The sequence below is a fragment of the Calidithermus timidus DSM 17022 genome (assembly GCF_000373205.1).
Lineage (GTDB): Bacteria > Deinococcota > Deinococci > Deinococcales > Thermaceae > Calidithermus > Calidithermus timidus.
The window spans coordinates 226,418-243,012 of record NZ_KB890698.1 but is presented as its reverse complement, the minus strand read 5'-3'; the positions used below and the strand labels follow the sequence as shown (position 1 = coordinate 243,012).

Annotated in this window: 14 protein-coding genes; 10 read left to right on the top strand and 4 right to left on the bottom strand. The window is 66.8% G+C overall.

Annotation, left to right across the window (positions count from 1 at the left end; genetic code table 11):
• Window positions 1–4 precede the first annotated feature (4 nt).
• Both B047_RS0111560 and B047_RS0111555 read right to left on the bottom strand, forming a co-directional pair.
• Complete coding sequence (locus tag B047_RS0111560) at window positions 5–1,180, bottom strand: UxaA family hydrolase (protein ID WP_018467129.1); 1,176 nt, start codon at window positions 1,178–1,180, stop codon at window positions 5–7.
• Complete coding sequence (locus tag B047_RS0111555) at window positions 1,180–1,527, bottom strand: UxaA family hydrolase (RefSeq protein ID WP_018467128.1); 348 nt, start codon at window positions 1,525–1,527, stop codon at window positions 1,180–1,182. The genes B047_RS0111560 and B047_RS0111555 overlap by 1 nt, the downstream gene beginning before the upstream one ends.
• A 77-nt stretch (window positions 1,528–1,604) precedes the next feature.
• On the opposite strand from B047_RS0111555, the gene B047_RS0111550 reads away from it, so the two are divergent.
• The 9 genes from B047_RS0111550 (at window position 1,605) to sufU (ending at window position 12,858) form a co-directional block, all read left to right on the top strand.
• Window positions 1,605–2,249 carry a GntR family transcriptional regulator gene (locus B047_RS0111550; RefSeq protein ID WP_018467127.1) on the top strand — a complete coding sequence of 215 codons (645 nt, stop codon included), beginning with the start codon at window positions 1,605–1,607 and terminating at the stop codon, window positions 2,247–2,249.
• A 320-nt stretch (window positions 2,250–2,569) separates the two neighbouring features.
• Complete coding sequence (gene aceA / locus B047_RS0111545) at window positions 2,570–3,862, top strand: isocitrate lyase (protein ID WP_018467126.1); 1,293 nt, start codon at window positions 2,570–2,572, stop codon at window positions 3,860–3,862.
• A gap of 79 nt (window positions 3,863–3,941) precedes the next feature.
• Window positions 3,942–6,746, top strand: a complete 2,805-nt coding sequence (locus B047_RS0111540; RefSeq protein WP_018467125.1) for a tetratricopeptide repeat protein — start codon at window positions 3,942–3,944, stop codon at window positions 6,744–6,746.
• A 230-nt stretch (window positions 6,747–6,976) separates the two neighbouring features.
• Window positions 6,977–7,735, top strand: coding sequence for a Fe-S cluster assembly ATPase SufC (gene sufC / locus B047_RS0111535; protein ID WP_018467124.1), 759 nt, complete (start codon window positions 6,977–6,979; stop codon window positions 7,733–7,735).
• A 147-nt stretch (window positions 7,736–7,882) separates the two neighbouring features.
• On the top strand, window positions 7,883–9,292 hold the full coding sequence (sufB, locus tag B047_RS0111530; RefSeq protein ID WP_018467123.1) for a Fe-S cluster assembly protein SufB: 1,410 nt from the start codon (window positions 7,883–7,885) through the stop codon (window positions 9,290–9,292).
• A gap of 78 nt (window positions 9,293–9,370) precedes the next feature.
• Window positions 9,371–10,717: a Fe-S cluster assembly protein SufD gene (sufD, locus tag B047_RS0111525; RefSeq protein WP_018467122.1), complete on the top strand. Its 1,347-nt coding sequence runs from the start codon at window positions 9,371–9,373 to the stop codon at window positions 10,715–10,717.
• A gap of 59 nt (window positions 10,718–10,776) precedes the next feature.
• Window positions 10,777–11,079 carry a Rieske 2Fe-2S domain-containing protein gene (locus B047_RS0111520; RefSeq protein WP_026234838.1) on the top strand — a complete coding sequence of 101 codons (303 nt, stop codon included), beginning with the start codon at window positions 10,777–10,779 and terminating at the stop codon, window positions 11,077–11,079.
• Window positions 11,080–11,205: 126 nt separating this feature from the next.
• The gene (locus B047_RS0111515) at window positions 11,206–12,429 is read left to right on the top strand and encodes a cysteine desulfurase (protein ID WP_018467120.1); all 1,224 of its coding nucleotides are present in this window, start codon (window positions 11,206–11,208) and stop codon (window positions 12,427–12,429) included.
• Between the two features lie 9 nt (window positions 12,430–12,438).
• The gene (sufU, locus tag B047_RS0111510) at window positions 12,439–12,858 is read left to right on the top strand and encodes a Fe-S cluster assembly sulfur transfer protein SufU (protein ID WP_018467119.1); all 420 of its coding nucleotides are present in this window, start codon (window positions 12,439–12,441) and stop codon (window positions 12,856–12,858) included.
• 15 nt (window positions 12,859–12,873) lie between these two features.
• On the opposite strand, the gene B047_RS0111505 is transcribed toward sufU, so the two are convergent.
• Window positions 12,874–14,682, bottom strand: coding sequence for an ABC transporter ATP-binding protein (locus B047_RS0111505; protein WP_018467118.1), 1,809 nt, complete (start codon window positions 14,680–14,682; stop codon window positions 12,874–12,876).
• A 66-nt stretch (window positions 14,683–14,748) separates the two neighbouring features.
• On the opposite strand from B047_RS0111505, the gene B047_RS0111500 reads away from it, so the two are divergent.
• Entirely contained in the window at window positions 14,749–15,531 is a 783-nt protein-coding gene (locus B047_RS0111500; protein ID WP_018467117.1) for a tRNA (adenine-N1)-methyltransferase, read from the top strand.
• Between the two features lie 28 nt (window positions 15,532–15,559).
• On the opposite strand, the gene B047_RS0111495 is transcribed toward B047_RS0111500, so the two are convergent.
• A complete protein-coding gene (locus B047_RS0111495; RefSeq protein ID WP_018467116.1) occupies window positions 15,560–16,387 on the bottom strand; it encodes a pyruvate, water dikinase regulatory protein in 828 nt (275 codons plus the stop codon).
• Between the last annotated feature and the right edge of the window lie 208 nt (window positions 16,388–16,595).

Here is a 16,595-nt window from a genome sequence, read left to right as displayed (position 1 = left end):
GCCACTAAGCACTGGGGTAGAGCTTGGTGATCACGAACTCGTTGTGCCGCAGCAACTCGGCGGCGGTCATGCGCCCGTTCACGGTGCGCTCGAATACGTCCATGATGCGGCTTTCGGCTTCGTCCAATCCGATCTCGCCCAGCAGAAGGTCGGGCAGCGGCACGTCGATGTGCTCGCTCATGGTGGAGCAGGTGATGGGGTTGGGGGAGATCTTGATCACGGGGATGAGGGGATGACCCACCACGTTGCCCTGACCGGTCGTGAAGAAGTGCAGCACGCTCCCTGCCGCCGCGCACAAGGTGACGTGCTCGGCCCCCGCCGAGGAGGAGTTCATGAAGACCAAGCCCTGTCCCGGCCCCACCGGCTCGGCATAGCCGATGACCCTGTTCACCGGGCGGGAGCCGGTCTTCTGGATGTTGCCCAGCGCTTTCTCCTCGATGGTGGAAAGACCGCCGCGGATGTTGCCCTCGGTGGGCTGCGAGCCCAAGAGGTCTACGCCCTGGGCCTCGATCATCTGGATGTAGGCGTCGTACATCTCCTGAAACTTCTTCCTGAGGGCTGGGGTGGCACAGCGATCCGCGATGAGGTGCTCGCCGCCGGTGAGCTCGGAGGTCTCCCCAAAGATCACGCTGGCGCCCAAGTCCACCAGCCGGTCCACCACGCGGCCCAGAGCGGGATTGCCCGCCAGGCCCAACGTAGGGTCGCTCTCCCCGCACTTGATCGAAGTCACCAATTCCGAGGGGCTGATGGGTTCGCGCCGAAGCTCGGAGGCCTCCTGCACCAGCCGGTAGGCCGCTCGAGCGGCCATGTTGATGGTATTGAGGTCGCCGTGGCGCTCGATGGAGAAAAGCTCCACCGGCTTGCCGCTACGGGCGATGCCCTCGGCCACCCGCTCGGCCCACCTGGGCTCGATGCCGATGACCACCACCCCGTAGACGTTGGGGTTGGCCCCGTGACCGCTCAAGGTGCGGAAGGTGAGCTCGAGGTCCTCGCCGAACTGCAAGCGCCCATAGGGGTGCGGCAGAGCCACGCTTCCGTTGATCAGCCGAGCCACCCCCTCGGCGGCGGCGTTGGAGAGGTCGTCCACCGGCAGTACCACCACGTGATTGCGCACCCCGACCTTCCCGTTAGGACGTCGGTATCCGCTGAGTTGAAGGGAGGAGGCTTTTTTGCGAGCCATCACCGCCCCCCCTTCTTTGCCGACCTCCCCGCGGTGCTCCGAGCCACAGGCGCTTTACCTGCTTTAGCCCATCGCAGCGTGCGGATATTGTGGGTGTGCACGTAACCGCCCTTCCTCACCGCCTGCGTCATCCGCCCGATCTTCTCGCCATACTCGATCACCACGTGCCCCTCGGGTAAGTCGCGCAGGGCGATCTTGTGGCCCAAGGGAATGGCCTCGAGCACCTTGACCTCATGGGGCTCACCCCCGTCCAGGGCCTCGATGGTAAGGGTCTCGCCCGCTTTGAGCTCGCTCACCGCCACCGCCACGTCGTCTGTGCTTTTGTGCGCCAGGGCTCTATGCGCCACGCCTGCCTCCTTTTGTACGCAGCGAGATTTTATATCTAAAATCTTTTGTCGTCAATCGTGCTAAACTTGCAATTGAGATGCTGAGCCGTACCACCCTCAACCGTGAGGCCTACAAGGCCCTGCGCAGGGCCATTCTGGGCCGCAAGCTCCCTCCAGGCCGTAAGTTGGTGGTGCGGGTGCTGGCCGAGGAGCTCGGGCTCTCCCCTACCCCCATCAAGGAGGCCCTGGCCGCGCTCGAGCGCGAGGGGTTGGTACAGGCCATCCCCCACCGGGGCTACTTCGTGAGCAACCCCTCGCCCGAAGACATCCGCGAGATCTACAGCCTGCGCGAGGTGCTCGAGGGCCTGGCGGCGCGGCTGGCGGTGGAAAACAACGGCAAAACCCTACCCAAGAAGCTCGAGAAAATCCTGGCCCAGCAGCGCAAGGCCGCCCAGGCGAGCGACCTCGAGGCCTACGGCGACCTCGACCTCGAGTTCCACAAGACCCTCTGGGAAGCCTCCCGCAACAAGCGCCTGCTGGCCGTGGCCGAGACCATCGACGGCCAGATCCGGCTGCTCATCAACTCCTCGGCGGTGATCCCCGGCCGCCTGCCACTCTCCCTGGCCGAACACGAGGCGGTGCTCGAGGCCGTCAGCCGCCACGATGCCGAGGGCGCCGAGGCCGCGATGCGGGCGCACGTGCAGCGGGCGAGGGAGGCCCTGACCCGGTTTTTTCAGGGTTAGCGGGGGCTGCATCAAAACCCCCGATGCCGTGATCTTCGCTCGGCCACCTAATACCCCAAGGCTCGGCGATTGCTGCAAAGGCGCTTGTGTATTCTCCGCTCGTGTAGCCTCAAGTGGTTTACACCAGTCTCGAGGTGTTCGTGTACAACTTATACACGATCAAAGTTCCTGGAGGCTTCCCGCACAATCAGAACCGTAACGCTCACCCAGCGTTAACCCGCCACACAACCGAGCGCCACGAGCTTTCTCGGGGGTGGACGCGCAACCCGGGCAAGGGGTGATCCAAGGCTCGAGGGAGTGCATTCTTTAGGAGGAAGAGCATGAGCAAACTGACCCCTGAAATGCGACTGGAAGCCGATAAACTGCGTAAGGAGTGGGAGAATAACCCGCGCTGGAAGGGGATTCGGCGGGATTACACCCCCGAGGACGTGGTGCGGCTGCGGCCCAGCCTTCAGGTCGAGCATACCCTGGCGCGGCGAGGGGCCGAGCGGCTGTGGGAGCTGTTGCACGAGCGGCCCTACGTCAACACTTTCGGGGCCTACACCGGGGCTCAGGCAGTGCAGATGGTGAAGGCGGGCCTCGAGGCCATCTACCTCTCGGGCTGGCAGGTGGCCGCCGATGCCAACCTGGCCGCGCAGACCTACCCCGACCAGTCGCTCTACCCAGCCAACTCGGTGCCGCAGGTGGTGCGACGCATCAACAACGCCCTGATGCGGGCCGACCAGATCGAGCGGGCCGAGGGCGGGAGTGGGCGCTACTGGTACGCCCCGATCGTGGCCGACGCCGAAGCCGGCTTCGGCGGCCCCTTGAACGCCTTCGAGCTGATGAAGAGCATGATCGAGGCCGGGGCCGCCGGGGTGCACTGGGAGGACCAGCTTTCCAGCGAAAAGAAGTGTGGGCACTTGGGCGGCAAGGTGCTCATCCCCACCCAGGCCCACATCCGCACCCTCAACGCCGCCCGCCTGGCCGCCGACGTGCTGGACGTGCCCACCCTGATCATCGCCCGCACCGACGCCGAGGCCGCCACCTTGCTCACCTCCGACGTGGACGAGCGCGATAAGCCCTTTGTGACCGGAGAGCGCACGCCGGAGGGCTTCTACCGTGTGCGCAATGGCCTCGAGCCCTGCATCGCCCGCGCGCTGGCCTACGCGCCCTACGCCGACCTCCTGTGGATGGAGACCTCCACGCCCGACCTCGAAATAGCCCGCAAGTTCGCCGAGGCCGTGCACAAGGAGTTCCCGGGTAAGATGCTGGCCTACAACTGCTCGCCTAGCTTCAACTGGAAGAAAAACCTCGACGACGAAACCATCGCCCGCTTCCAGCGCGAGCTGGGGGCGATGGGCTACAAGTTCCAGTTCATCACCCTGGCCGGCTGGCACAACCTCAACTACCGCACCTTCGAGCTCGCCCGCGGCTACAAGGAGCGCGGCATGAGCGCCTTCGTGGAGCTGCAGCAGCTCGAGTTCGCCGCCGAGCGGGAAGGCTTCACCGCCGTGCGCCACCAGCGCGAAGTGGGCGCGGGCTACTTCGACGAGGTGCTGCTGGCCATCACCGCCGGACAGGCCTCCACCGCGGCGCTGGCGGGCTCGACCGAAGAGGCACAGTTCCACTGAGCGCGGGTCGGTAGCCCATCGTCGATAGCCAGGTCATGGGGCTATCGACTATTGACCATTGGCGTATAGTGTATACACCGTGAGTGAAGCCGCTACACCCTGGCTCAAACACCTCGAGACCCTGCGCCCACACCTCTCGGGGCAGGACCACCGGGGGCGGCGGGGGAGTCTGCGCTGGCTCGAGGCGGTGCTGGCCGAGCGCGGGGGGCGGGCCGGCACGGTCCGCAACATCCTCTACAAGGACCTGGGCTCGCCCGACGAGAAGCTGCGGCTGTTCGAGGTGCTCGTCGATCTCTTCCGGGAGGTGGGGCTCGAGCCCCCGCCCTTCCCGGGCGAACTAGCCCAGGAGGCCGCGCGACGGGCATTGGGACGGGACAAGCGACGGCTGTTCCGCCGCTTCGTGCGGGGGGTGGAAGCCGGGGAGCGGGTGCAGATGGTGGTGGTGGGCGGCCCGGCCACGGGGAAGGGGGTGCTGCTGGGGGCCATCGAGCGCACCCTGCCCAGCAGCTTGCGGGTGAACCTGGGGGGCGAGATGGCGCCCCAGCTCTACCTGATCGGGGAGCGGCTGGGGATACGGGAGGGCCTCGAGGCGCTGCTGGCCCAGCTCTCCCCCACCCAACCCTACGCGCTACAGAGTGCCCTACAGGACGAGATCAAGGGGTTGTTGAAGGAGGCCATCGAGCGGGAGGGGGTTCCCCTGCTGCTGCGGGCCGAGGCCGAGGGGCAGCTCGGCGGGCTGCCGCTGCGGGTGGGGGGCGAGCGCACCAATCTGACGCTGTGGCTCGAGCCCCTGCTGCGCCAGCTCTCGGTGCCCTACATCGCCGCGCTGAGCGAGCCCCCGGCCAGCCTAAGCTACAGCCCGCTCTCGGCCCCCAGTCGGGCCGAGGCCCGCCGCTACGTGCGCGACCGGCTGCCCGACCTGCCCCCCGAGCGGGTGGAGGCCTTGGTCAATCAGGCCGGGCGCAACTTCGGCGAGCTCTCGCGCTTGGTGCTGCTCGAGGCCGCTCAGCATCAGGCCCAGCCCTCCAGCGACCTGCGCCAGGACCCCGCGCTGCAGCCCATCCTCGAGGCGCTGGCGGTGTTCTCGCTCGAGTCCGACCCGGCGGTACCGGTGCCCCTGCTCGAGGCCGCGCTGGGCCGCAGCCTCTCCACCCTCTCCCAGGCCGAGCGCGCGCTGCTGCAACCGGCCAGCGACGGCTCGGGCCGGGGACAGGGCGAGGCGCTGGTGCGCCCGGTGCTGCGTACCCTGCTGCCTGAGGTGCCGGGCGCCGAGGCCCGGCGCCTGCACGCCCTGGCGCTCGAGTACTACCACCAGCGCGACCTCTTCCGGGCCCTGCACCACGCCTGGGGGGCGGGCGCGCTCGAGGTGCTACTGGGGTTGCTGGCTGCCGACCCCTCGAGGCTTTCGCTGCTGCCGGGCCTGTGGGCAGGCTCGCAGGAGTGGCCCGCTGAGCAGCGCGAGGCCTTGGCCACGGTGTTGGTGCGCTACCGCGCAGTGCTGGGGCAGTATGCCCACCCCGAGGCGCTGGAGGCGCTCGAGCTGCTCTCAGGCTCGAAGAACCCAGCCACCCGGGCCTGGGCGCGGGTCAAGGCGGCGGAAGCCAAGGTAGACGCCGCCGACTATCCAGCCGCCCAGGCCCTTTTGCCCGACCTCTCCACCCTGAGCGGGGAGGTACTGGCCGAGGGGCTGCTGGTGCACGCGGCCATCGCCCGCTGGCAGGGTGACTACGCCCAGGCCGAGGACGACGTGCAACAAGCCCTGGCCCTGCCCATCCCGCCCTTCCTGGCCGACCGGGTGCGACTGTGGCAAGGGCTGGTGGCCAAGGACGCGGGCCGCTTCAAGGAGGCGTTGGAAGCGCTAGAGCAAGTCCAGCACGACCCGCTGCTCTCCAGCCGCGCCCGCTACCAGGCCGGTGACCTCTTGATGCGGCTGGGGCGGGGCGAGGAGGCCGTCGAGCGCATGAAGAGCGCCCTGGCAGGTCTGACCCCTACCGCCTCCGAGGAGGCCGCGCGTGTGCGGGCCCGGCTGGGCACCGCCCTGCGCCGCATCGGGCGCTACGAGGAGGCAGCCCAGCACCTCTACCGGGCCATCGCCGAGGCCCCCGACGCTTTCACCCGCGCCCGCGCCCAGAGCGAGGCGGGGGTGCTCGAGGCCGCCCGCCACCATCCCTGGGAGGCCCTCAGCCTCACCACCGAGGCCGAGCGCTATCTGCGGGGCGCGCGCGAACGTCGCAGCGAAGCCCTCTACCGCTACCGGCGCACCATCTTCCGCTTGGCGGTGGCCTATTGGGTCTGGGAGACCGGCGACCCCTACCGCCCGCCCTTTCGCGGGGGTCAGGCCGCCCCCCGGGCCCAGCGCCTGCTCGAGGGCCTGTGGAAGGAGCTGCAGCAGGAATCGCCCAAAGGCGACCGCTACACCGGGTTGATGCTCGATACCGCGCTGATGCTGTCACTCTTGCTCGAGCCGAGCGCGGCCCAGGCCCTCATGCATCCCTTCCTCCGGCTGGAAAACCCCTACCTACGCGATCAGGCCCGGCTGGGCTACGCCGACGCGATGGGCCGCGAGGGACGTTGGGGCGAGGTACTGGCCCAGTTGGTCCAGCTCAGCAGTCTGGAATCCGACCCCGGTACCCAGGCCTGGAAGAGCGCCCTCGAGGCCCAGGCCCTGCTGGGCCTCAAGCAGGAGGAGGCTGCCTGGGAGCGGCTGCAAAACCTGAGCCACCTCCCCGAGCCCTTCCGCGTCCAGCTCGGGCGGCTGCTGGGCAGGGTCTGGCCGCCCAAGCTGCTCAAGGAACGCCTAGGGCCGTTTCAACCGCTCGAGGCGAGCGAGGCCCTGGCCATGTGGCTGCTGAGCCCACCGGTACCGATGGCCGATCGTCGATAGCTCCAGGGCTCGAGGGCCAAGAGGTATGGCTGGCGCCACGCTGACCAGCTCCTCCCCAGGGGCTCCCGGCGCAGCGTGGTTTGGTAGCCAATTCTTGCGCAATGCTCAAACTCGCGGATCAATTCCGACTAGACTACTAGAGATTATAGGGTTAAGGCCCTATACTCTTATTGCTAGCGGTAACGGTTTGCAATAAGTCCGTACCGACCAGACTCGCGGAGGAAAAACGAATGGCCAACCAGCTCGAGATCAGGAACCTCTACGCTTCTATCGAAGGCGGCGAACAGATCCTCAAGGGCGTGAATCTGGTGGTCCCCAAAGGCCAGGTGCACGCCATCATGGGCCCCAACGGAGCGGGCAAGAGTACACTGGGCAAGATCATCGCCGGAGACCCCAGCTACACCATCGAGAAGGGCGAGATCCTGGTGGACGGTGAGAACATCATGGAACTGGAGCCTGATGAACGCGCCCGCAAGGGGTTGTTCCTGGCCTTCCAGTACCCCGTCGAGGTACCCGGCGTGACCAACGCTAACTTCCTGCGGCTGGCCCTACAGGCCCGCAAAGGCGAGGACGTGAGCGTGATGGAGTTTTACGGCAAGCTCCAGAAGGCGCTGGAGGTGCTGGAGTGGGACGAGGGCATCCTGAGCCGCTACCTCAACGACGGTTTCTCGGGCGGGGAGAAGAAGCGTAACGAGATCCTACAGCTTTTGGTCCTCGAGCCCGCCTACGCCATCCTCGATGAGACCGACTCGGGCCTGGATATCGACGCCCTCAAGGTCGTGGCCAAGGGCGTCAATGCCATGCGCTCCCCCAACTTCGCCGCGCTGGTCATCACCCACTACCAGCGCCTACTGAATTACATCATCCCCGACGTGGTTCACGTGATGATGGATGGCCGCATCGTGACCTCGGGCGGTCCCGAATTGGCCCTCAGGCTCGAGGCCGAGGGCTACGAGTGGGTCAAAGAACTCGTCGTGGCTGGGAGCTGACCCGCACGGAGAGCTGGCAAGGGCTACAAAGCTAGGAGGTGAAAAGGGAAAAAGGTCAAAAGGGAAAGCTAAGGGCTTCACCGCTGCTTTTCACCTTTTCGCCTTTTCACTTTTTCGCCTTCTGGCTCTACCCGGAGGAACCTAAAGATGTCCGATAACTTCGATGTTGCCACCATAGGCAGTGAGTACAAATACGGCTTCGTCGACGAGGTCAAGCCGGTTTTCAAGGCCGAGAAGGGCCTGAATCGCCGGGTCGTGGAGGCTATCAGCTACCACAAGGGCGAACCCCAGTGGATGCTCGACTTCCGCCTGAGGGCGCTGGAGATCTTCGAATCCAAGCCCATGCCCAAGTGGGGCGGCGACCTCTCGGGCCTCAACCTCGACGAGATCTACTTCTACGCCAAGCCCGCCGAAGTCCGCGACGCCCGAAGCTGGGACGAGGTGCCCGAGGAAATCCGCCGCACCTACGAGCGGCTGGGTATCCCCGAGGCCGAGCGCAGGGTGCTGGCCGGGGTGGGGGCGCAGTACGACTCGGAGATGGTCTACCACCAGGTCAAGGAGGAGTTACAACGCCTGGGCGTGATCTTCGTGAGCATCGAGGAGGGGCTCAAGCAGCACGAGGACCTCTTCCGCGAGTACTTCGCCAGCGTGATCCCCCCCGAGGACAACAAGTTCGCCGCCCTCAACTCGGCAGTGTGGTCGGGCGGGAGCTTCGTGTACGTGCCCAAGGGGGTGAAGGTGGAGCTGCCCCTGCAGGCTTACTTCCGCGTCAACACCGCCGAGCTGGGCCAGTTCGAGCGCACCATCATCATCGTGGACGAAGGCGCCGAGATGCACTACATCGAAGGCTGCACCGCGCCCACCTACTCCACCGACTCCTTCCACTCCGGCGTGATCGAGATCATCGTCAAGGAGGGGGCCAAGAGCCGCTACACCACCATCCAGAACTGGTCGCACAACATGTACAACCTCGTGACCCAGCGCGCGCTGGTGCACAAAGACGCCTACCACATGTGGCTCGACGGCAACCTGGGCTCCAAGCTCACCATGAAGTACCCCTCCTCCTACCTCATCGAAGAGGGGGCCCGCTCCGACATCCTCTCCATCGCCTTCGCCAGCAGCGGCCAGCACCAAGACGCCGGGGGCAAGCTGATCTTCGCGGCCTCCAACACCAGCGGCTCCATCGTCTCCAAGTCCATCTCCAAGGGCTCGGGCCGCTCGTCCTACCGCGGCCTGATCAAGGTGTACGAAGGCTCCAAGCACGTCAAGGTCAACGTCGAGTGCGACGCCTTGCTCATCGACGAGGAGTCGCGCACCGACACCTACCCCTACATGGAGATCGAGGACGACACCGCCAGCGTGGGCCACGAGGCCACGGTAAGCCGCCTCAACGACGAGCAGATCTTCTACCTGCAAAGCCGCGGCCTGCCCGAGGATGAGGCCGCCGCCCTGATCGTGCGCGGATTCATCGAGCCCGTCGCCAAGGAGCTGCCGCTGGAGTACGCCGTCGAGCTCAACCACCTCATCGAGCTCGAGATGGAAGGTTCGGTGGGCTGAAACCCACCCCTAGCCGGTAGCCGGCGGCAAAGCCTAGCGCCCTCGGCTATTTGCTATACGCATGTCTGTGGAGAAACGATGGAGCTGACCTCAACCCTTTCACGCGACCTCGTGCTCGAGGTCTCTAAGAAGCTGGGCGAGCCTCGGTGGCTGCTCGAGCGGCGCCTGGCCGCCTGGGACACCTTCGCCAAGCTGCCCTACCCCACCCCCCGCACCGAGGAGTGGAAGTACACCGACATCACCGAGGTCCCCTTCGAGGGGCTGGCGCTCGAGGAGCCCACCAACGCGCCCCCGCGCACCCGCGAGGAGCTGCCCCAAGCGGTGCAGGCCCGCATCGCCCAGGCCGACCTGGCGGGTTTCGCGGTGTTCGTGGGGCCTGAGCTGGTGTACGCCGAGTTGCCCGAGGAACTCACCCAGCAGGGCGTGGTGCTCACCAGCCTGCACCAGGCGCTGAAGTCCCACCCCAAGCAGGTGCAGGAGGCGCTGTTCAAGGCGGTGAACGCCTCCGACCTGGTGGGCTCGCAGCAGAACCGCCCTGAAAACAGCAAGATTCCCGCCCTGGGCAGCGCGCTCTTCACCCACGGGGTCTTTCTCTACGTGCCGCAGGGCGTGGAGTTCTCCAAGCCTCTGGGGGTGTTCAAGTACCTGGAGGGCAACGCGCTGTCGGTGGGCCGCACCCTCATCGTGAGCGAAGCCAACGCTCAAGCGGTCTACATCGAGGAGTACCTCTCCCCCCCGAAGGTGCCCCCCTCGGTCAACCTCTCGGCCACCGAGATCGTGCTCGGCAGCGGGGCCAGGGTGCGTCACGCCCACATCCAGACCCTGGGCGAGGGCTTCTACCACTTCCACCGCCAGCGGGCCCACTTGGGCCGCGACGCCACCCTCAACGACCTGGTCGTCAACATGGGGGCCACCATCAGCCGCGCCGAGGTGCAGTCGCAGATGCTGGGAGCCGGTTCGTACTCGGAGATGCTGGGCCTGTACTTCACCTCCGGCAACCAGCACGTCGATCACTACACCCTCCAGCACCACGTCGCCGACCATGCCTATTCCGACGTGCTCTACAAGGGTGCGGCCAAGGACCAAAGCCGCACGGTGTACGCAGGGCTGATCAAACTCGAGCCCGGTGCCCAGAAGACCGACGCCTACCAGACCAACCGCAACCTGCTGCTCTCCCCCGACGCCCGCGCCGACAGCGTACCGCAGCTCGAGATCGGCGCCAACGACGTCAAGTGCTCGCACGGCTCCTCCACTGCCCCCGTCGACGCGATGCAGCTGTTCTACCTCATGAGCCGCGGCCTGCCAAAGCACGTCGGGCAGCAGATCCTGGTCAAGGCCCACCTCGCCGACGTGCTCAGGCGCATCCCCATCGAACCGCTGCGCCAGCACATCGAGGGGATCATCGAGGAGAAGGTCAAGCTCTAATGCCCAAGGCCGAACGCCGCGCAAGCCGAGGGTTTTGGCGTTCGGCGCTCGACTTCGCTATGTGGATCCCCGTCGCTACCCCCGAAGAGTTCGAGAACGGCCGCCTGGTGGTCAGGGTGGAGGGCGAGAAGACCCCGGTGTTGCTGCTGCTGGTGGGCGAAGAGGTCTTCGCCATCTCCGACATCTGCACCCACGACAAGAATCCCCTTTCCGACGGGCCGCTCGAGGCTTACACCATCCAGTGCACCCGTCACGGGGCCAAGTTCGACATCCGCACCGGCAAGCAGACCATGCCCGCCCCACGCCCGGTAAAAGCCTATAAGGCCAAGCTGGAGAACGGGCAGGTCTGGCTCGAGGTCTAGAAGGCCACCGAGCAAAAGCTCCGACAAAAGTCCCCGGCTCCCTTGCCTAAGCTGAAGGGGGCCAGGGCATGGCGGTCCCGACAAATGCGGTTAGAATTCAAGCTACGGCCCCGAAGGGAGACGAAGATGCCCCTTACCCTCGAGTCCATCCGTCAGGACTTTCCGCTGATCGCGGGAAAGCCCGACCTGGTCTACCTCGACTCCACCGCCAGTAGCCAGAAGCCCCACTCCGTCATCGAAGCGCTGTCGCGCTTCTATCGCGAGTCCTACGCCAACGTCCACCGCGGAGCCTACGCGCTCTCCCTCGCCGCCACCGAAGCCTATGAGCAGGCCCGACGCATCCTGGCCCGCTTCATCGGGGCCGAGCCCGAGGAGATCGTCTTCGTGCGCAACACCACCGAGGCGCTGAACCTGGTGGCCTACGCCTGGGGCCTGCACCACCTGCGCGAGGGCGACGAGATCTTGCTCAGCGAGATGGAGCACCACGCCAACTTGGTGCCCTGGCACCTCGTCGCCCGGCGCACCGGCGCCCGCATCAAAGCCATCCCCGTCACGCCGGAGGGGCGGCTCGAGCTCACCGCGCTGGACGAACTGCTCACCGAGCGGGTCAGGGTGGTGAGCCTGGTGCACATGTCCAACGTGCTGGGCACGGTCAACCCGGTGGCCGAGGTGGCCCGCCGGGCCAAAGCCGCAGGCGCATTGGTGGTGGTAGACGGGGCCCAGTCCGCACCTCACATGCCCATCGACGTCAAGACCCTGGGAGCCGACTTCTTCGCCTTCTCCGGGCATAAGATGTGCGGCCCGACGGGGGCCGGGGTGCTGTGGGGCCGCGCCGAAGTGCTGCGGGAGCTGCCCCCCTTCCTGGGCGGGGGGGAGATGATCTTGGAGGTTCACCTCGACCGCTCGAGCTACGCCAGGCCGCCCCAGCGCTTCGAGGCCGGAACCCCCCCCATCGCCGAGGCCATCGCCCTGGGCGCGGCAGCCGAATACCTCATGGGCGTGGGCATGGAGCAGGTCTGGCAGCACGATCGCGCCCTGGTCGAGTACTGCCTCCAGCGCCTCGATGCGGAGCTCCCCGAGGTGCGCACCTTCGGCCCGCGCGGGGAGGACCGGGGCGGGGTGGTGGCCTTTACCCTGGGCAACCTGCACGCCCACGACGTGGCCTGCGCCCTCGACCAGTACGGCATCGCGGTGCGGGCGGGGCATCACTGCGCCCAGCCGCTGCACCGCAAGCTGGGCCTGGCCTCGACCGCCAGGGCCAGCTTTTACCTCTACACCACCTTCGAGGAGGTCGACCGCTTCGTCGAGGGGCTCAAGCAGGTACGGGGGTTCTTCAAGGACTGGCTGTAGGGGGGCGTAATGAAGCTGCTCGAGGAGCTCTACAAGGAAATCCTGCTGCGCCACTACAAGCACCCCCTCAACTTCCGCGCCCTCGAGGACGCCAGCGTGAGGATGCCCGGCGTCAACCCCTCCTGCGGCGATAGCCTGGAGCTTTACCTGCGCTTAGAGGACGGGCGCATTGCCGAGGCCGCCTGGCAGGGCCAGGGCTGCGCCATCAGCATGACCTCGGCCTCGCTGATGAGCGAACTGATCAAGGGCAAGACCCCGCTGGAAGCGCTCGAGCTCACCCGTAAGTTCAAAGCCATGATCGTGGACGGGGCCGAGCCGGCGCCCGAGCTTGGCGACCTCAAGGCGCTGGCCGGGGTGCACAAGCTGCACGCGCGGGTCAAGTGCGCCACGCTGGCGTGGAACACGCTGGAAGAGGCACTGAAGGAGTAGGGTCGACAGTCCAGCTTACGCCCTGCGGAACGGTTCCACTTCCCCCTCCTCGCGAAATTGCAGCTCGTAGAGGTCGCGATACAGGCCGCCCATCGCCAGCAACTCCTCGTGGGTACCCTGCTGCACCACCCGGCCCGCCTCGAGCACCACGATCACGTCGGCGCGGCGCACGGTGGAGAGGCGGTGGGCGATGACGAAGGTGGTGCGGCCTCGCATGAGGGTCTCGAGCGCCTCCTGCACCAGCATCTCCGACTCCGAGTCGAGCGAGCTGGTGGCCTCGTCGAGGATGAGGATGCGGGGGTCCTTGAGCAGGGCGCGGGCGATGGCGATGCGCTGGCGCTGACCGCCCGAGAGCCTCACCCCGCGCTCGCCCACCAGGGTGCCGTAGCCCTCGGGGAAGGCGCTGATGAAGTCGTGGGCATTGGCTGCCTTGGCCGCGGCGACGATCTCGGCCTCGCTCGCGCCGGGGCGACCGTAGCCGATGTTCTCCGCGATGGAGCCGGAAAACAGCAGGGTCTCCTGGGGCACGATGCCGATGTGCGAGCGCAGCTCGCGCAAGGCGACCTCCCGCACGTCGAGGCCGTCTATGGCGATGCTGCCGCCGGTCACGTCGTAAAAGCGCGGGATCAGGGCCACCAGGGTACTCTTTCCGGCCCCACTGGGACCCACGATGGCCACCACCTGACCGGGTCTGGCCTCGAGGCTCACCCCCCGCAGCACCTCGCCGCGCTCGCCGTAGCCAAAACGCACGTCCTGAAAGCGCACCCACCCCTGCACCCGCTCCAACGGCCTGGGCTGGACCGCTTCGACCAGGTCGGGGCGCTCGTCGAGCAGCTCGAAGATGCGGCTGGAAGCGCCCAGGGCGCTCTGGATCTGGGTGAAGATGCCGGTGAAGGTGCCCACCGTGGCGGCGATGTTGAAGGTGTAGAGCACGAAGGTGAAGAGCTGGCCGGGACTGATCTCCTTCAGCACCACCAGCCGCCCGCCGTACCACAGCACCAGCCCCAGCGCGGCAAAGATCGCGAAGAAGACGACGGGGTTGAGCACCGCCCCCAGCAGCGCCCGCCGCAGCGCTACGCGGAAGGAGTTGCCGATCAGCTCGCTATAGCGCTTTGCCTCGAGCCCCTCTGCCGTGAACGACTGCACCACCCGAATGCCCGAGAGGGTCTCCTCGGCACGGGCGTTGGCCTCGGCCACGCGGTCTTGGAACTCCTTGGAGACCCGGCGGATCATGCGGCCCAGGAAGATCGCCGCCAGGATCACCACCGGCACCACCGCCAGGATCAGCGCGGTGAGCTTCCAGTTGGTGAGGAAGAGGATCAGCAGGGTGCTCACCAGCACCAAGGGTTGGGTGAAGAGCTGGACGAGGGTGCTCGAGACCACCGCCTGCACGGTGGCGATGTCCGAGGTCAGGCGGCTGGTGATGTCGCCGGTCTTGTTGCGCTCGAAGAAGCGGGGGGAGAGGGTGAGCAGGTGGGCGTAGAGCGACTTGCGCAGGTCGGCCACCACCCCCTCGCCCGCGCGGGCCACCAGGTAGCTCTGCACCCCGCTGAAGACGGCCTGTCCCGCGAAGACCCCGAGCAACACGAACAGGAGCTGGTCGAGGCGGGCGAGGTTGGCCTCGAGGAAGGAGGCGTTGATCAAGCGGCCCACCACCTGGGGAAAGATCAGGTTGAAGGCGGTGGAGACCAGGCTGGCGAGCCCGGCCACCACCAACCCCCAGCGGTAGGGCCTCGTGTAGGCCAGCAGGCGGCGCAACTGGCCCAGGTCGCGGCGGCTGGGGGGGCGGGCGGGCTCGCGGCGGCTGCGCGGCAGCGAAAACATGAGCGCATTCTAGCCCTTCCTCAGGGGCCGACCCTCGCCCCGGACACGGTTGGTAGACTGGCCTTCGTGAACTACGGCGAGTGGGTCCTGCTGCAGGACCGGCGCGGGCGCAATTACCTCTTCCGCCTGAAGGAGGGCGGCAGCTTCGACACCCAGCGGGGCTCCATCCGGCACGAGCAGGTCCTGGGGGCCGGATATGGCCGCACCGTCGCCACACCGCAGGGCGAGCCCTTCAGCGTGCACAAGCCCACCCTCGAGGACTACGTGCTGCACATGCCGCGCGAGGCCACCCCCACCTACCCCAAGGACGCCGCCGCCATCGCCTTCCTGCTCGACCTGGCCCCGGGGATGCGGGTGCTCGAGGCCGGCTCGGGCTCGGGCGGCCTCACCCTCTTCCTCGCCCGCGCGGTGGGCCCCGGCGGGGAGGTCTGGAGCTACGAGAGCCGCGAGCGCCACCAACAAAAGGCCCGCCACAACCTGCAAGCCTTCGAGGACTGGAGCAACGTGACGTGGGTGCTGGGCGACGTAGCCGAACTCGAGCCCCCCGCCGAACCCTTCGACGGCGTTGCCCTCGACCTGATGGAGCCCTGGGCCGTCCTCCCCGCCCTTACCCCCGCCCTCAAGCCCGACCGCTTCGTGGTGTGCTACCTGCCCAACCTCACCCAGGTGGTCACGCTGCTCAAGCAGCTCAAGGCCCAGGCCCTCCCCTACCTCCACGAGCGCACGCTCGAGGTCATCCACCGCGAGTGGGACATCCGGCCCCCCATCGCCCACCCCAAGTTTCAGCAGGTGGGCCACACCGCCTTCCTGGTGCAGTTGCGGCGGCTGGTGGGGAGTAGGGAGCGGTGAGCCGGCCCGTGGGAGACCCTCCTCGGTCCTACCCGATGCGCCGGGTCAGGTGGGCGCTTTGCACGATGGCGGTGGCGATCTCCTCGATGGAGGCGGCGGTGGTGTCGAAGAAGCGGATGCCGTTGGCCCGGAAGAGCTGCTCGGCCCGCCGCACCTCGTACTCGCAGCGCTCTAAAGCCGCGTAGTTGCTCCCCGGCCTGCGCTGAGTGCGGATCTGGTGCAGCCGCCGGGGGTCGATGGTCAGGCCGAAGACCTTGTTCGCGTAGGGCCTCAGCGGCTCAGGCAGGCGCTGGCGCTCGAAGTCGTCCTCGGCCAGGGGGTAGTTGGAGGCGCGGATGCCGTACTGCAGGCCCAGGAAGAGGCAGGTGGGGGTCTTGCCCGCCCGCGAGACCCCGATCAGGATCACGTCGGCGAGCTGGTAGTGCTTCTCCCCTACCCCGTCGTCGGTGGTGAGGGCGAAGTCCACCGCGTCGATACGGGTGAAGTAGGCGCTCACGTCGCCGATGCTGTGGTAGCGGCCCACCCGGGGGGTGGTGGGCTGGCCCAACTCGGCCTCGAGCACGCCCAGATAGGGCGTGAACAGGTCGAAGAACAGGGCAGGGGCGGTCTCGAGTTGCGCCAGCAGGCGGGGATTGGTCAGGGTGGTGAAGAGGATGGGCCGCACGCCCCCACTGCGGTAACGCTCGTTGATCTCCTCCACCACCGCCTGCACCTCGGCCTCGGTGTCCGTGAAGGGGCGCGTTAAGTACTCGAAACGCACCCCCTCGAAATGGGCCAGCAGGCTACGGGCCACCGCCTCGGCGGTCAGACCGGTGTGGTCGGAAACGATGAACACCGCTCGAGAACGCTGGTCCATGGCTTCAATGTAATACCAGATTCGGTGGCGCCGCCCCGCCCTGGCGGGGCGGTCGACCGAAGGGTGTGCTCTGGGATTCAAAAAGATAGCCTCTGGGGTTTGGTTTTGAAGAGGATCTTTTTGAATCCGGTATCAAGGGGCCATAAATCCCCGGTCAGATAGTGTAGGTGTTGTTGTTACAAAGCCCGTAACGGTGTACACAAGAACC

What these genes read in the sequence shown, in the direction of transcription:
- sufU (WP_018467119.1), top strand. Translation starts at nt 12,439, where the DNA reads ATGAAGCTGCTCGAGGAGCTCTACAAGGAAATCCTGCTGCGCCACTAC.
- B047_RS0111495 (WP_018467116.1), bottom strand. Translation starts at nt 16,387, where the DNA reads ATGGACCAGCGTTCTCGAGCGGTGTTCATCGTTTCCGACCACACCGGT.
- sufD (WP_018467122.1), top strand. Translation starts at nt 9,371, where the DNA reads ATGGAGCTGACCTCAACCCTTTCACGCGACCTCGTGCTCGAGGTCTCT.
- aceA (WP_018467126.1), top strand. Translation starts at nt 2,570, where the DNA reads ATGAGCAAACTGACCCCTGAAATGCGACTGGAAGCCGATAAACTGCGT.
- B047_RS0111520 (WP_026234838.1), top strand. Translation starts at nt 10,777, where the DNA reads ATGTGGATCCCCGTCGCTACCCCCGAAGAGTTCGAGAACGGCCGCCTG.
- B047_RS0111550 (WP_018467127.1), top strand. Translation starts at nt 1,605, where the DNA reads ATGCTGAGCCGTACCACCCTCAACCGTGAGGCCTACAAGGCCCTGCGC.
- B047_RS0111515 (WP_018467120.1), top strand. Translation starts at nt 11,206, where the DNA reads ATGCCCCTTACCCTCGAGTCCATCCGTCAGGACTTTCCGCTGATCGCG.
- B047_RS0111560 (WP_018467129.1), bottom strand. Translation starts at nt 1,180, where the DNA reads ATGGCTCGCAAAAAAGCCTCCTCCCTTCAACTCAGCGGATACCGACGT.
- B047_RS0111505 (WP_018467118.1), bottom strand. Translation starts at nt 14,682, where the DNA reads ATGTTTTCGCTGCCGCGCAGCCGCCGCGAGCCCGCCCGCCCCCCCAGC.
- sufB (WP_018467123.1), top strand. Translation starts at nt 7,883, where the DNA reads ATGTCCGATAACTTCGATGTTGCCACCATAGGCAGTGAGTACAAATAC.
- sufC (WP_018467124.1), top strand. Translation starts at nt 6,977, where the DNA reads ATGGCCAACCAGCTCGAGATCAGGAACCTCTACGCTTCTATCGAAGGC.